This is a genomic window from Aureimonas ureilytica, assembly GCF_001475935.1.
In the GTDB taxonomy this organism is placed as follows: domain Bacteria; phylum Pseudomonadota; class Alphaproteobacteria; order Rhizobiales; family Rhizobiaceae; genus Aureimonas; species Aureimonas ureilytica_A.
On record NZ_LDQA01000055.1, the window covers coordinates 22,038 to 37,374 of the forward strand.

Here is a 15,337-nt window from a genome sequence, read left to right on the forward strand (position 1 = left end):
GTGCGGTCTGCTTTTTCTTCCCATGTCATGTTTCGAGAGCCGCCCCATCCGCTTGGGGCCGTTTTCATTTCCGGATGCGGGCTGCAAAAAGGGCGATGCCGCCGACCGCCAAGCCCCAGAACGGCGCGCTGATGCCCAAGAACGCCGTGCCGGATGCGGTTGTCACGAAACAGAGGATGGCCGCCTCCCGGTCCTGCGCCTTCGCGATCGTGCCGCTGAGGGCGTTGGTGAAGGCGCCGATCAAAGCCAGCCCGGCCATGGCCTGCACCAGAACCGGCGCCTGGCCTGCGAAAACCGTCACCCAGCCCGCTGCCAGACCGAAGGCGATATAGGCGAGCCCCGATACCACACCCGCCCACCAGCGGCGCGCGCGATCCGGACCCGCTTCGTCGCCCGCGCAGATGGCGGCCGTGATGGCCGCCAGATTGACCGCATGGCCGCCGAAGGGCGCGCAGAGAAGACTGAAGACGCCCGTCACCGTGAATAAGGGGCCGGGTTCGGGCGAGAAGCCGTTCACCTTCAGGACCGCAAGGCCCGGGATGTTCTGCGAGGCCATGGTGATCAGGAAGAGCGGCAGGCCGATGCCGATCATCGTCGCCAGAGACCAGTCCGGCGCGACAAAGACCGGTGCGGGCATGGCCGAGGCTTGGTCCATCGGCGCGGGATGCGTTGCGAGGATCAGAAGAACGGTCGCGACGGCTGCGGCTGGCACCGCCAAAACACGGCTCCAACGCCCGACCAGAAACCAGACCGCCACGATGGCAAGACCTGCCAGCGGCATGGCCGCGACGGCTTTGACCGGCGCCAGACACAAGGGAAGCAGAATCCCGGCCAGCATGGCATTGGCAAGCGAGACGGGGATCGCGGACATCGCCCGTCCGATCGGCTTCACCAGACCGGACAGGGTGACGAGCGCTGCGGCCAGGATGAAGGCGCCGATCGCCGCCGCAAAGCCGCCATGCGGCACGCCCGCTCCGGCCAGAAGCGCCGCGCCCGGCGTGGACCAGGCAATGGAAATCGGCATTTTCGTGCGCAGGGTGACGAGGATGCCGCACACCCCCATCGCCACCGACAACGCCAGGATGCCGGACGCGGCCTGCTCCTGCGTGGCTCCCACACCGACAAGCCCCTGCAACACCACCGAAAACGAGCTGGCAAAGCCGACAAAGGCGGCGAGGAGGCCTGCCGAGATGGCGGGCAGGGGCGGAAGGCGCATGGCGAAGCTTTCGGCGGATCGTCGCGGATGGCCTGTCGCCTTACGACCGATCCGAAAGTCGCCGCAAGCGGAATTCAGCCGAAGGCTGGTCCACTTCGCCATCGACGCTCAAGTTATGTCCAGGAGAAGTCGAACCAGCCTCTGCCTCCCGACGACCTCAGCAACAAGTGCCTAAAGCGCTGTTTCCGAATTCAACTCCGGCACCGGCGCTTTCGCGTCTGCGCGCGGTCGGGGATCGATCGCCGTACCATTGGACAAGAGTTGTCGCTCGCGAATCCAGTCGATGCCTGATCCGTCCAGCCGCAAGCCGCGCTCTCGCTGCGTCAGCGACCATTGGCCTGGCCCGCCTTCGATCTCGAACAGATTGTAGCGCGACGGCGGCTTGGAGCTTCCGGCGCTCTGGCTGGCGGAGGGTACGCCGACCACAGGCACTTTCTCGCCGCTTGGACCCGTCAGCCAATAGATCGTGTCGAGATGGGTGTGCCCGTGCAGGACGAGTTCCGCGCCCACATCGTGAATGACCTTGGAGAAGAACTGCTTGCCGATGAGGCGCTTCGACCAGGCTGCCGCGCCGGAGATCGGCGGATGGTGGATCATCACGACGCGAAACAGGCCGCGTTCCTTGGCCTCTGCCAGAAGTTTGGCCGTGCGCAGCGCCTGTCCGCGCTTGAAGGAACCGGTTGCGAAAAAGGGCGCGGTCGCCTCCGCGCTGGACGTCCCGATGATCGCGACCGGGCCGCGAACGCGCAGATAAGGGAAGTGCTTGGCTTCGGCCCCCAGCCTGTGATCGCCCATCATATAGGGATGCCATTCCCGGTAGGCGCGCTTGAGAGCGCCCGGTACATAGGCGTCGTGATTGCCGGGGATGACGGACACCCAGTCCGGCTTTCCCATGTCTTCCAGCCAGAGGCGCGCGCCGATGATCTCCTGCTTGGAAGCAAGATTCACGAGATCGCCGGTGACGGCCACATGGTCGGGATGCTGCGCCTTCATGTCGTTGACGAGGCGCAGCAGCGTGTCGCCGAACATCGCCCGCTTTCGATTGCGCTGCCAGTTGATGTAGCCTGTGATCCGCTTCGAGGCGAGTTCCCGGTAGGAAAGCTCCGGCAGCGGGCCGAGGTGAATATCGGAGAGATGGGCGAGTCGGAACATGGGGCAGCAAGTAGCCGATCGCGCCGGGATGGGAAGGGGCGGCGCATGAAGCAACGCGCGCAACGTTGGCTCGGGTGGGCGCTGCGGCGCTGGGCGCTCCTGTCACGCCCCATGACGCTGGGCGTGCGGCTTCTCGCCTATGACGAGATGGGCCGCGTCTTCTTGGTGCGGCACGCCTATCGCGATGGCTGGTATCTGCCGGGCGGCGCGGTCGATCCCGGCGAAACGGCGGTTGCCGCCGCGCGCCGCGAAGCCGAGGAGGAGGGACATCTTCTGTGCGAGACAGAGCCCCGCCTCGTCGCCGTGTTCTACAACAGGCGGGAGGGGCGGGACCATGTCCTCCTGTATCGCTGCGATCGCGTCCGGCAGCCGAGGCCGCGTCGGCCGGATCGCGAAATCGCCGAAACCGGCTTCTTCGCGCAGGACGCCTTGCCGGAGGGTGCGACGCCGGCTACGCGCCGGCGCATCGATGAAGATCGCACGGGCATGCCGCGCCCCGAAGACTGGTAGCCCTCAGCCTGCCGGCAAGCGCTCCCGGTCATGCGGCTGAGTGAGGTCTTGCTCGGGGCCGAGCGGCACGATGCCTGTCGGATTGATGGTGCCGTGGCTCTCGTAATAGTGATGCTTGATGTGGTGGAAATCCACCGTCTCGGCGACGCCCGGCCACTGGTAGAGTTCCAGCATGTAATGGAACAGGTTCGGATAATCCGCGATCCGTTTCCGGTTGCATTTGAAATGCCCGACATAGACCGGGTCGAAGCGGATCAGCGTCGTAAACAAGCGCCAGTCCGCCTCGGTGATACGAGGGCCGGTCAGGTAGCGCTGTCGGCCGAGCCTCTCTTCCAACTCGTCCAATGCGCCGAAGAGCTGATGAAATGCGTCTTCATAGGCGTCCTGCGTGGTGGCGAAACCGCATTTGTAGACGCCGTTGTTCACCTTGTCATAGACGAAGCCGTTGACCCCATCGATCTCCGCCTTCAGATCGACCGGGCAGACATCGACACTGGCGTCACCGAACGCGTCGAAACTCGAATTGAACATGCGGAGGATTTCGGCCGATTCGTTGTTGACGATCGTGCCCTCCTTCTTGTCCCAGAGGACCGGCACGGTGACACGACCCGTATAGGTCGGGTCGGCCTTCAGATAGACCTCGTAGAGCCGCCTCGCGCCGTTGACGCTATCGGGGACGGCGCCCTGCCGCTCGGAAAAGACCCAGCCTTCCTCGGCCATGTGCCAGTCCACGACGGAGAGGGAGATGACGCCCTCCAGCTTCTTCAGCTTGCGCAGGATCAGCGTGCGATGGGCCCACGGGCAGGCGAGGGAAACGTAAAGGTGATAGCGCCCCGCCTCCGCAGGGACAGCGTCCTGCCCGTCCGGCCCCGGCGCGCCGTCCGGCGTCACCCAGCGGCGGAAGCTCGTGACCGTGCGTTGAAAACGACCGCCGGTCGACTTCGTGTCGTACCATGTGTCTTGCCATTGGCCATCGACCAGAAGTCCCATCGCGCGTCTCCTCTGCCATTCTCATCCTCGCGATGATACGCGAAGCGGACGACGCCTGTTCCGCGAAAGCTTGGGAACACTCCGTCACTCCCGGCATTTAATCGCAGCCTTGCGGTAAGCATGGATTTTGCCGAACCAAGGTGCTATGAGGCGCGGCCGGTCTGGCGACCGGGAACACCCGAAAGGTCCATGCCTTGCTGCGACGACGACGAGATGAAGCGGCCAAAGCCGCGATGATCGACGCCGCCACCTGACCCCTTGAAAGGTCCGGTTTCGGGCGGCTTGGTTTCCCACGCCGATCAGGACCTTTCCATGCTGTCCATTCTTCAAGATCTCGACCTCGTTTTCGAGGCGGAACAGTTCGCGCATGCGGACACGATCGAAGCCATCAATGCCGAAGCCTTCGGGCCCGGCCGGTTCACGCGCGCGGCGGAGCGGGTGCGCGAGGCGAGCGCGCACGATCGCACTCTGTCGCGGGTCGCCATGATCCGGGGCGAGGTGGTCGGCTCCGTGCGTCTGACGCCGGTGCGGATCGGAGACGCTCCCGTCCTAATGCTCGGACCCTTGGCCGTCCGTCCCGCCTTCAAGAAGCGGGGCATCGGCCGGATGCTTCTCTCGCTCAGCGCCGAAGCGGCGCGCGAGGCGGGTGAGACAGCTATTTTCCTCGTGGGCGATCGCGCCTACTACACGCCGCTCGGCTATGTACCGCTTCCGATCGGCTCGGTGATCATGCCGGGGCCGGTGGATCAGGCGCGGATCCTCGGTCTGGAACTCATTCCCGGCGCTCTTCACGGCGTATCGGGGGCCGTGCTGCCACGCCGCTGAGGCAGGCAGCGAGGATCACGAGAGAATGCTGAACCCTCCAGCGAGAGTGGAGCGCTGGCCGACATGCTTTGCATTCTCGGCGAGCCACCGCCCGGCTGCCTCTCGGCCGAGGTCACGCAGCGTCGTGAGTTCCGACCAGCGTGTGTCCAGTTTGCCTGCGCCGCTGCGCCGTGACATCTCGTCGTCCGCCGCGATCATATGAAGGCGCAGCCCAGCGATACGGCGCAGGACGGGATTCTCCAGATCCTCGCCCTTCACCAGCCTCTGCATTTCCGTCAGCATCCGGAGATCGCGGATCAGCGAGGTGTTGAACGTAATTTCCTGCACCCGGTCCATGATGTCACCCGGTGTTTCGGGCGTCCCCGAGCGGTGAAAGGGCGTGACCTGGACGATCAGAATGTCGGTTGAGCCGTGGTCGTCCGCGAAGAAGGGCGTCAACATCGGGTTGCCGACATAGCCGCCGTCCCAGTAGGGCCGGCCGTCGATTTCGACGGCACGGAAAATATCTGGCAAGCAGGCAGACGCGAGAAGCGCGTCGGCCGTCAGTTCCCGCCCCGAAAAGACGCGCACGTTCCCCGTTTCGACATCGGTGGCCGACACGAAGGTCGGCACGACACGCTCGCTTTGCAGAAGCGGGAAGTCGATGACTGCGTCCACCACCGAGCGCAACGCATTGTCGGAGGGCAGGCCGAGCGAATAGGGCGATACGAGCTGCCCGAACAGCTTCATCCGTTCGATCGTCTCATGGACCATGGAGCGACTGAACGGAAAGAAAGGGAGGCGGTTTTCGGCCGCGCCCAAAGGCGAGCGGCGCGAGACTTCCAGCCACAGCGCCTCCAGCCTGCGCCGCGCGCCCTCCGGCCCTTCGGCAAGGCCCGTGGCGAGCGCGGCAGCGTTCAACGCGCCGGCGCTAGTGCCGCTGATCGCCGCCGTCGGAAATCGACCGTCTTCCAACAGCCGATCAAGGACGCCCCACGTGAAGGCGCCATGGGCTCCGCCGCCTTGAAGAGCGAGACAGACTGACGTCATGGGGACAAGCCTCCGCATCGATCCACCCTATGTGATCTCGGCGGTGGCTCTTCGCAATTGCGAAATGAATAAAGGTTCTAGCGTCCCTCACGATACCAGGTGGCGGAGAGCGCCAGAAGCAGAACCGCCAGTCCCAGGAAGCCGGCAAACAGCGGCGTGCGATCGACACCGCGAAGCACCGTCTCGTCCGTGGTGCGAAGGCCGATCCAGTCGCGGCCCGCCGCCTCGGCCCGGCCCGCCATGGGCACGATGCGCGGCACGCTGATGCCGCCCGTTTCTCCCGCCAGCCGCCTGACATCGCCGCGCGTCTCGGCCGCGATCGGTTGCAGCTTGGCCGTGGTCGAGATCGCCTCGCGATATTCGCGCGGGTTCACCGGGCCGATATTGGCGAGCGCGCGCAGGTCGCCATTGGCCACCTGATACAAGCCGAGTTCGTTCGCCTGAAGGCGACCCTGCCATTCTCCGTTACCACCGTCCGCGAGCGTCACCTGCAAGGCTTGGCCGGTCGGCGTGACTACGGTCGCCGGGCCGGGATCGCCGCCGATCGTGTGGCGCGTGATCAAGAGGTCGGAGCCGGTGCCCTCGGCGTCCAGCGCCTCTTCCTCCAGCTCCGGCTCCTTCATCAACCAATGCGCGAGGCGGCGGAACAGCGCGACATGGGGCCCGCCGCCCTCGTAGCCGCGCGACCAGAGCCAGCCTTGATCCGACAGGAGCAGCGCGACGCGACCTTCACCGGCCCGGTTGAGCACGAGGAGCGGTTTGTTGTCCGGGCCGGTCATCACGACCTCGCCTTTGGTCTCACCGACATCAACGGTGCGAAACCAAGGGCTCCAGTTGGGAGGCGAGGTTTCCGAGCCCGGCAGGCCGCGCGTCACGGGATGCTTGCGCCCGAGTTCCGAAAGGGTCGGCCGGAAGGCGCGCAGATCGACTTCGCCCGTCGGGAGGGCCGGCAGGATGGAGGCCAGCGGCGAGTTGGCGACCGAATCCGGTCCGGCATATTCCGGCCCGGAGGCGATCAGCATGGCGCCGCCCTTTTCCACATATTGCGCGATATAGTCGTAATAGAGCGTCGGCAGCACGCCGCGCCGCTGGTAGCGGTCGAAGATGATGAGGTCAAAATCCTCGATCTTTTCGACGAACAGCTCTCGTGTCGGGAAGGCGATCAGCGACAACTCGTTGATAGGCGTTCCGTCCTGTTTTTCCGGTGGGCGCAGGATCGTGAAATGCACGAGATCGACCGCCGCGTCGGATTTCAGGAGATTGCGCCAGGTGCGCTCGCCCGCGTGCGGCTCGCCCGACACGAGGAGCACGCGCAGGTTCTCGCGAATGCCGTCGATGATCGCGATGGCGCGATTGTTGACCGGGGTGATTTCCTGCGGATCGCGCGCGGCCGAGAGTTCCACGATGTTCTTGCCGGCGCGCGGCAGGGTGATCTCCACCGACGTCAATTCGCCCGGCACTGCGCTTTGGCGCTGCACGAGATCGCCGTTCAGGAAGACCTGCACCTCGACGGGATTGCGCGAGGCGCGCGGCCCTTCCTCCACGACGCGGTAGCTGAGGGTCTGCGGCTGCGACACAAGCCCGAAGCGCGGCGCGGTGACGATATCGAGCCGGCGGTCGAATTCGTTCGGCCGCCCGGTGATGAGCGCATGGAGCGGCGCGTCGAAGCCAAGCGCGCCGGCATTGGGCGGAATGTCGTGGACCTGACCGTCCGTCACCATGATGGCGCCGCCGACACGGCCCGGCGACACGTCGCTCAAGGCCGAGCGCAGAGCGCCGAACAGCGCCGTCGAGACGTCGCTCGTGCCTTCCGAGCGTGCATCGACCTCCCGCACCTCGAATTGTGGGAAGGCCGACAGGCGCTGGCGCAACTCGGCAACAGCCTCGTCCGTCTGCGCCGTGCGTTCGCCGATCGTCTGGCTCTGCGAGCGATCGACCACGAGCGCGACGACGCTTTTCAAGGGATCGCGCTGTTCGCGCAGAACGACGGGGTTCAGCAGCGCCAGAAGCAAGGCGCCAATAGCGCAAACGCGCAGGACCGAGCCGCGCAGGCCGGAAAAGACCAGCGCCGCCGCTAGAAACAGCGCGGGAATGCACAGGAGGGCGAGCACCGTCCAGGAGAAAAACGGCGCGAAATCGATCGACCAGTTCATCTCACTGCCCCAGCCGTTCGAGAAGCGCGGGCACGTGAACCTGATCGGCCTTGTAGTTGCCGGTCAGCACATACATCACGATATTCACCCCGGCCCGGTAGGCATATTCGCGCTGGGCCGGGTCGGCGGAATCGGTCGGGCGCACGAAGAGACCGTTATCGTCGATCGCCCATGCGCTGGCGAAATCATTGGACGTGATCATGATCGAAGATACGCCGTCTCCCGCGCTGGCGGGGCGGGCCTGCGCGTCCGCGCTGCGATTCAGCGACTCGACCCAGAGATCGGAGCCGGTGTGCCTGCCCGGAAAATTGTCGAGGATGTAGAAGGCCTTAGTCAGAACATGGTCGCGCGGGACCGGCTCCAGCGGCGGCACGTCGAGATCGGCCAGGATGTCGCGCAGCCGGCGCTGACCCGGCGAAACGCTGGTGCCGGAGAGATCGCCCGCCGCATCGCCTTCGACATCGAAGAGCACGGTGCCGCCCTGCTTCATATAGGCGTCCACCCGGCTGATCGCGGCCGGGCTGGGCATGGCCGCATCGGCGTGAACAGGCCAGTAAAGGATCGGATAGAACGACAACTCGTCCTTCTCGAGATCCACCGCCATGGGCTCGCCGGGCTCCAGCGCCGTCTTGGAGGCGATGAACTGCGACAGGCCCGACAGGCCTTGCCGCGACAGCTGGTCGGTCGCGGCATCGCCGGTCTGGACATAGGCGAGATGCGTCGTCTCGGTCGCGGCGATGGCCTTCTGCGCGTCGACGCCGTCGAGCCCGCGCGTCGCCTCGTCGGCGGGGCGGGCCTGCGCCTGTGCCGGGTGCGGAGGGTTGGCCAGGAGAAGCGCACCGACCAAAAGCAGCGGCAGCGACGAGGAGGGCCGCTTGAGGCCCGCCATGCGGCGGCCAAGCCGCGCGAAACCGCCGTTCAGCCACAGAAGCGCCAAGGCATCGAGCGTGAACAAAGCCAGCGCGCCAGCAAAGAGCCACGGCGTCAGATCGGTGGCATCCCCCAGCCCATAGGCGCGTGACACGAGAGGCGTGCCAAGGTCGAGTTCGGGAAGGGGGCGAAGCTCGGCGCCGGGGGCGAACAGGTTCAAGGCGCGATAGCCCTCCGATGTGCCGTAGAGACCGGGCGGATGGTCGATCGAGGGCGTGGGTTCTTCACCGGGGCGAACCGTCAGCGGGCGCACGTCCGGCCCCGGCTGCACCAGCCGACCTTCGCCATTCAGAATGCGATAGGGCGGCAGAACCTGCGCCGCGCCTTCGCCGCCCGCCGCGCTCGTCCCGCGCGAAAGAGTGACGATGCGCCGAAGCATATTCACGAAGGCGCCCGAGATCGGTAGGTTCGACCATGTGGCTTCGGCCGTCGTGTGGACCAGCACGATGCTACCCCCACCACGCCGGGCGGCCGTGATGAGCGGCGTTCCATCGGCCAGACTTGCCCAGGTGCGCGCGGGCAGATCGGCCGAGGGCTCAGCCAGGATCTGGCGCGACACGGTTACGTCGTCGGGAATGGCGATGCCCGCCAGAGGGCTTTCCGCCGGAATGGGCGCGAGCTTCTGCGGCTCGGACCAGGACAAGGCGCCGCCCAGCTGCCGTTCGCCGCCTCGCAGGCGCACGGGAACGAGATCGTCCTCGGCCGTCGAGGCAGCGAGACGAGGGCCCGCAAAGCGCAGGAGAATGCCGCCCTTGTCGACGAAACCCGTCAGCGCCTCCCGAGCTGCCTGCGGCAACACGCCGATATCGGCGAGCACGATGATCGACGGGTTCTGTTTCACCAACGCCGGAACGGCGGTCGCAAGGTCGGCGCTCTCGGGCCGGATCAGATCGGCATAGGGCTCCAGCGCGCGCGTGATGTAGTAGAGCGGCGAAAGGAGGGGCTGCGCCAGATCGGCCGCTTCGCCGGACACGAGCCCGACCTTGCGGCGTTGGAAACTGTCATCTACCAGCCGCACGGAGGCCGCGTCCAGCGCGCCGTCGCGCTCGATCCGCGCAATGTCGTTGCGCAGTTCCACCGGCACCTCGAACCGCGCTTCGCCGGCCGTCGAGCCGGCCGCGAAGGCGAGCGGCGCGCGGCCGATCTCGCGTTCCTGCGCGTCCAGCGCGCGCAGGGTGATCTCCGCCGGCGCGCTGGCTTCGTTCGTCGGCCGAACGCCCGAGACCTTCAGGGCCTCGGTGGCATTGTCGGCGGCCGTCAGAGCGAAGAGATCGTTGAGAAGTGGGCGATAGACGAGCGATTGAACAGGACCGAGCGCGCGCAGCGCTTGTGTCGCCTCGGCCGTGCCGGCTCCATCGAGCCCATCTGTCAAGAGCGCGAGGCTGATCCCGCTTTGCCCCGAAAGCACGCCTGCCAGACGCTTGGCAGCGGCCGCGCGATCAACCGAGATTGAACGCGGCTCGGCGGCTGCCAGCCGCTCCAAGGCTGTCGCCGCTTCCACCGGCGCGGGATCGTTGGCATTGCCGTCGGCCGTCAACACCAGCGAAACCGGCCGACCGCTTTCGCCCGCTTCCCGGATCAGCGCTTCCGCCGCGCCGCGCCGCGCGGTCCAATCGCGCGCGCTTGCCCAGCCATTGTCGAGAAAGACAACCACTGGGCCGTTGCCCGTCAGCGCGCTTTCGCGCGGGTTCAGGATCGGGGCGGCGAGCGCCAGAATGACGGCGGCGGCGAGAAGCAGGCGCAGAAGTGTCAGCCACCAGGGGCTTTTCGAGGGCGTTTCCTCGCGCTTGGCGACGCGCTCCAGAATGCGCAGCGGCGGGAAAGTTTCCGTCTGCGGACGTGGGGGCGTCAGGCGCAGCAGCCACCAGATCAAGGGCAGCGCCAGAAGCCCGGCCAGAACCACCGGCGCACCGAAGGACAGCGACAGTCCCCCCATCAGGCGCGTTGCCCAGCGGGCTGGAACTGGCCGCTCAGGCGGCCATGAAGGGCGAGCAGCGGCTCGGAGGCGAGGCGGTCGGTCAAATGAAAGACGTGGCTCCAGCCGATATGCCGGCAATGGTCTGCAAGATGCGCCCGGCGGGCGTCGAACAGGGCGCGGTATTCCTCGCGCAGCGTTTCCGCCCGCCCGGCCGTGAGCTTGGCCCCGGTCTCGGGATCGCGAAACTCCGTGCGACCGCTATAGGGGAAGGCGACTTCGGCCGGATCGGCGATCTGCACGAGATGCCCGCGCACGCCGCGCCGGGAGAGATGGTCGATCCGCTCGATCAGCGCGTCCATCGGGTCGAGAAAGTCGCTGACGAGAACCAGTTCGCTGAAGCGCTTGAACCGGTCGCCGGAGGGAAAGCCGGAGGCGGGCCGGCCCGTCGCGAGCGCGCCCGCGATCCGCTCGGCGGCGTTGCGCGCGGAGATCGGGTCGAGCACGTCGGGAAAGCCGATGCGCTCCCCCGAACGCGACAGCAACTCGGCCAGCGCCAGCACCAGAACCAGCGCGCGGCTTTCCTTCGATACGATCGCGCCTTGCGAGCGGTAGAGCATGGAGAGCGAAGGATCGGCCCAGAGCCAGACGGTCTGCGCCGCTTCCCATTCGCGGTCGCGAAGATAGACATTGTCGTCGCGCGCCGAGCGCCGCCAGTCGATCCGCGACACGGGCTCGCCATCCACGAAGGGTCGGAACTGCCAGAAATTCTCGCCCGCGCCGCGCCGTCGCCGCCCGTGCCAGCCGCTTGTCACCGTCGCGACGATGCGCCGCGCCTCGACCAGGAGGTCCGGCAGGAGAGCGGCGCGCTGGCGCGCCCGCAGGAGCGCTTCGCCGCCGCGCGTCGCCTCGGTGATCTGACCGATCGCGACCATGGTGTCAGTTCAGCCCGCGCACGAGCGCCTTCACCACATCGCGAACGCCGACGCCCTCGGCGCGCGCCGCGAAGTTCAAGGCCATGCGGTGCTGCAGAATGGGCTCGGCCAGCGCCCGCACATCGTCGATCGAAGGGGCGAGACGCCCTTCATAAAGCGCGCGGGCGCGGACACAGGTCATCAGAGATTGCGAGGCGCGCGGGCCGGGGCCCCATGCGATATGCGCGTCCGCCTCGGCCGAGCCATGGCCGGGGCGCGCGGAACGCACGAGCGACAGGATCGCGTCCACCACCGTATCGGGCACCGGCATCCGGCGCACCAAGCCTTGGATTTCGCGCAGCCGCTCGGCCGTCATAACCGGGCTCGCGCGCTCTTCGGAAACGCCCGTCGTCGCCATGAGAATGCGCCGCTCGGCGTCGAGCGATGGGTAGTGCACGTCGATCTGACAGAGGAATCGGTCGAGCTGCGCTTCAGGCAGGGGATAGGTACCCTCCTGCTCCAGCGGATTCTGCGTCGCCAGAACATGGAAAGGCGCGGGCAGATCGTGCCGCTCGCCCGCGACGGTCACGTGATATTCCTGCATGGCCTGAAGCAGGGCGGACTGCGTGCGCGGGCTGGCGCGGTTGATCTCATCAGCCATCAGAAGCTGCGCGAAGACCGGGCCGCGCACGAAGCGGAAGGAGCGACGGCCCGTCTCGTCCTGATCCATGACTTCGGTGCCGACGATGTCGGAGGGCATGAGGTCGGGCGTGAACTGCACGCGGCGCGCGTCGAGCCCGAGAACGGTTCCGAGCGTTTCCACGAGCTTGGTCTTGGCGAGGCCGGGCACGCCGACCAGCAGCGCATGGCCGCCCGCCAGGATCGCCGTCAGCGTTTGCTCCACCACGCTTTCCTGGCCGAAGATCACGCGGCCCACGGCTTCGCGCGCACGCGCGATGTCGGCCAGAGCCGCCTCGGCCTGCTCGACCATGGCTTGCGGATCGAGAGCGGCGCTGTCCGGTGCGAGGATCGTCATGATGGCGGGAGTCCTTTTTCGCTCGTCACCCGGGCCTGAGTGCCGCTCCTTATAGGAAAGGAGTGGCGCGATGGTGCGTTGGCAAGCGCCGGGCGCGCAACTATTTCGTGACGATGAAGCCCGACCAAAATAAGACCGGTGCCAGCGAAGTGATGGGCCGGATGGCCCGCGTTCCGTCGCGGCATAGGACAGGGGACAGCATGTCGCAAGCAACCGAGATCAGCCTGGAGGCCTTGGCGTCTCGCGCCGAGCGGGCCGGGCAGGGCGCTCCGCCCGTAGAACTCTGGAATCCGCCCGATTGCGGCGCGATGGATCTTCGCATCGATCGCGAAGGCCATTGGATTCACGAGGGCCAACCCATTCATCGCGAAGCCTTGGTTCGACTGTTCTCGACCATCTTGCGGCGCGAACCCGATGGGCGCTTTTGTCTCGTCACGCCGGTCGAAAAGCTGGGGATCACGGTCGAGGACGCGCCATTCCTCGCGGTGGAGATGAGTGCGGAAACGCGGGACGGCGTGCCGATCCTGAGCTTTCGCACCAATGTCGGCGATCTCGTGGAAGCCGGGCCGGAGCATCCCTTGCGCTTTGCCGCAGATGCGGAGGGTTTTCGGCCCTATCTCCTCGTGCGCGGCGGTCTCGAAGCGCGGCTGACGCGCCCGCTCGCCTATGACCTCGCCGGCCTTGCCGAGGAGCGGGACGGGCGGCTCGGCATCCGATCGGGCGGGAGCTTCTTCGACTTGCCGGATGCGAGCGACCATGCGTGAGACCCTGACCGACTGGAGCGCCGAGGACGTGCGCCGCCGTGTCCTGGCGCGTGGCGCGAGCGATCTGGAGCATGACAGCGGCGACCACATTCTCAATCCCGATCTGGAGCAATTGGTGGAGCGCGCGGCCGCGCGCGAGGCGGCGGTCCTCGTGCCGATCGTGGACCGGCCGGAGGGGGCGAGCGTAATCCTCACGACGCGCGCCACCGGGCTTCGCAAACATTCCGGCCAGATCGCCTTTCCCGGCGGATCGGTGGACCCGGAGGACGAGAGCGTCGAGGCGGCGGCGCTGCGCGAGGCGCGCGAGGAAATCGCGCTGGAAGAGCGCTTCGTCGAAACGCTCGGTCGCCTGCCGCGCTATCGCACCACGACGGGGTTCCGCATTACCCCGGTCGTCGCCATCGTGCGCCCCGGCTTTTCCCTGCGCCCCGAGCCCAGCGAAGTCGCCGATATTTTCGAGGTACCGCTCGCCTTTCTGATGAACGAGGCCAACCATCGGCGCGACAGCCGGGAATGGGGTGGGCATACCAGGTCCTTCTATTCGATATCCTTCGGGGACCGGCTCATCTGGGGCATAACGGCGGGCATTCTGCGCACGCTCTACGAAAGACTGTACAGATCATGACACGCATCGACGCCGATTGGCTTCGCGACGAGACCCTGCAACGCCTCCTAGCCTGTCTGTCGGTGGAGGGCGATGAAGCACGGGTCGTCGGCGGCGCTGTGCGCAACCATCTGATGGGCCGTGCGATCACCGATATCGACATCGCCACCACCAGCGAACCGGCAGAGACCGTGCGCCGCGTCGAGGCCGCCGGCTTCAAACCGGTGCCGACCGGGCTCGAGCACGGAACGGTGACGGCCGTGATGAATGGCCGCCCCTTCGAGGTGACGACGCTGCGCCAAGATGTCGAAACCGACGGACGTCACGCCAAGGTGCGTTTTGGCAAGGACTGGCGCGCCGATGCCGAGCGACGCGACTTCACGATAAACGCGCTTTATGCGCGTGCCGACGGTGAAGTGGTGGATCTCGTCGGCGGTGTCGCCGACATCGAAACGAAAACCCTGCGCTTCATCGGCGAGGCTGCGCGGCGCATCGAGGAGGATTACCTGCGCATTCTCCGCTTCTTCCGCTTCTTCGCCTGGTATGGCGAAGGGCGGCCGGACGCCGATGGCCTTCGCGCCGCGACACGGCTGAAGGATGGGCTGGACCAGCTCTCGGCCGAGCGCGTCTGGGCGGAGCTTCGCAAGCTCTTCGCGGCGCCCGATCCCGGCCGCGCACTGCTCTGGATGCGTCAGACCGGCGTTCTCACGCGCGTTCTGCCGGAAAGCGAGAAATGGGGCATCGACGCCATGCCGTCGTTGGGCGAGACCGAGCGCGCGCTCGGCTGGGACCCCGACGCGCTGCGCCGGCTGGAGGCGATCGTGCCGCCGGACCCGGAGCGCATGGCCGCGCTCGCCAAGCGGCTCCGCCTGTCGAATGTGGACCGCGACCGGCTGACGGCCTGGGCGCTGACGGACGAGCCGAAGGAAGACGAGTCGGATGGCGCGTTCCGCGTCAGGCTTCTCTTCGGAAACCGAGGGGCGATCGTGGACCGGCTTCGGCTGAAGCTCGCCGTGCTGCGCGGCAAGGCGGGGAGCGACGCAGCGGCGCTTCAGGCTTTGGCGCGTCTCTCGACCCGGCTTCAGGAGGCTGAGCGCTTTGCGCCGCCGGAGTTTCCGGTCTCGGGTCACGATCTGTCGCAGCAGGGCTTCTTGCCTGGCCCGGACATGGGCCGCCGGCTGGACGCTCTCAAGCGGCGCTGGGCGGAAAGCGGTTTTACCTTGAAGCGTGAGGCGCTGCTGGCGATGACAGATAGCGACCGGTCGTAAGACACGAAAAAGCGGGCCGCATGCGGCCCGC

Annotated in this window: 13 protein-coding genes; 5 read left to right on the plus strand and 8 right to left on the minus strand. The window is 66.7% G+C overall.

The features are described from left to right. Nucleotides 1-64: 64 nt before the first annotated feature. Both NS365_RS18720 and NS365_RS18725 read right to left on the minus strand, forming a co-directional pair. Entirely contained in the window at nucleotides 65-1,216 is a 1,152-nt protein-coding gene (locus tag NS365_RS18720; protein ID WP_058601821.1) for a benzoate/H(+) symporter BenE family transporter, read from the minus strand. A gap of 171 nt (nucleotides 1,217-1,387) precedes the next feature. Continuing rightward, nucleotides 1,388-2,368: a metallophosphoesterase family protein gene (locus NS365_RS18725; protein ID WP_058601822.1), complete on the minus strand. Its 981-nt coding sequence runs from the start codon at nucleotides 2,366-2,368 to the stop codon at nucleotides 1,388-1,390. Between the two features lie 45 nt (nucleotides 2,369-2,413). On the opposite strand from NS365_RS18725, the gene NS365_RS18730 reads away from it, so the two are divergent. Next, a complete protein-coding gene (locus tag NS365_RS18730) occupies nucleotides 2,414-2,878 on the plus strand; it encodes an NUDIX domain-containing protein (RefSeq protein WP_058601823.1) in 465 nt (154 codons plus the stop codon). Nucleotides 2,879-2,881: 3 nt separating this feature from the next. On the opposite strand, the gene NS365_RS18735 is transcribed toward NS365_RS18730, so the two are convergent. Further along, entirely contained in the window at nucleotides 2,882-3,868 is a 987-nt protein-coding gene (locus NS365_RS18735) for a glutathione S-transferase family protein (RefSeq protein ID WP_058601824.1), read from the minus strand. Between the two features lie 312 nt (nucleotides 3,869-4,180). Here NS365_RS18735 and NS365_RS18740 point away from each other — a divergent pair, with 312 nt between their 5' ends. Further along, on the plus strand, nucleotides 4,181-4,693 hold the full coding sequence (locus NS365_RS18740) for a GNAT family N-acetyltransferase (RefSeq protein WP_058601834.1): 513 nt from the start codon (nucleotides 4,181-4,183) through the stop codon (nucleotides 4,691-4,693). A 15-nt stretch (nucleotides 4,694-4,708) separates the two neighbouring features. On the opposite strand, the gene NS365_RS18745 is transcribed toward NS365_RS18740, so the two are convergent. From NS365_RS18745 to NS365_RS18765, 5 genes are all read right to left on the minus strand, one after another. Next, nucleotides 4,709-5,722, minus strand: coding sequence for a patatin-like phospholipase family protein (locus NS365_RS18745; RefSeq protein WP_058601825.1), 1,014 nt, complete (start codon nucleotides 5,720-5,722; stop codon nucleotides 4,709-4,711). Between the two features lie 77 nt (nucleotides 5,723-5,799). Then, a complete protein-coding gene (locus NS365_RS18750; protein WP_058601826.1) occupies nucleotides 5,800-7,875 on the minus strand; it encodes a hypothetical protein in 2,076 nt (691 codons plus the stop codon). A 1-nt stretch (nucleotide 7,876) separates the two neighbouring features. Next, entirely contained in the window at nucleotides 7,877-10,741 is a 2,865-nt protein-coding gene (locus NS365_RS18755; RefSeq protein ID WP_058601827.1) for a DUF4159 domain-containing protein, read from the minus strand. Beyond that, complete coding sequence (locus NS365_RS18760) at nucleotides 10,741-11,655, minus strand: DUF58 domain-containing protein (RefSeq protein ID WP_058601828.1); 915 nt, start codon at nucleotides 11,653-11,655, stop codon at nucleotides 10,741-10,743. Before NS365_RS18760 ends, NS365_RS18755 begins: the two co-directional genes overlap by 1 nt. Before the next feature lie 4 nt (nucleotides 11,656-11,659). Beyond that, entirely contained in the window at nucleotides 11,660-12,670 is a 1,011-nt protein-coding gene (locus tag NS365_RS18765; protein WP_058601829.1) for an AAA family ATPase, read from the minus strand. A gap of 200 nt (nucleotides 12,671-12,870) precedes the next feature. Here NS365_RS18765 and NS365_RS18770 point away from each other — a divergent pair, with 200 nt between their 5' ends. Genes NS365_RS18770 through NS365_RS18780 form a run of 3 tightly spaced genes read left to right on the plus strand, consistent with a single transcriptional unit; the run spans nucleotide 12,871 to nucleotide 15,306 of the window. After that, nucleotides 12,871-13,434 (plus strand): DUF1285 domain-containing protein, encoded by a 564-nt coding sequence (locus tag NS365_RS18770; RefSeq protein WP_058601835.1) that lies wholly within the window; start codon nucleotides 12,871-12,873, stop codon nucleotides 13,432-13,434. Further along, nucleotides 13,427-14,059: a CoA pyrophosphatase gene (locus NS365_RS18775; protein ID WP_058601830.1), complete on the plus strand. Its 633-nt coding sequence runs from the start codon at nucleotides 13,427-13,429 to the stop codon at nucleotides 14,057-14,059. The genes NS365_RS18770 and NS365_RS18775 overlap by 8 nt, the downstream gene beginning before the upstream one ends. Further along, a complete protein-coding gene (locus NS365_RS18780; RefSeq protein ID WP_058601831.1) occupies nucleotides 14,056-15,306 on the plus strand; it encodes a CCA tRNA nucleotidyltransferase in 1,251 nt (416 codons plus the stop codon). Before NS365_RS18775 ends, NS365_RS18780 begins: the two co-directional genes overlap by 4 nt. Nucleotides 15,307-15,337 lie beyond the last annotated feature (31 nt).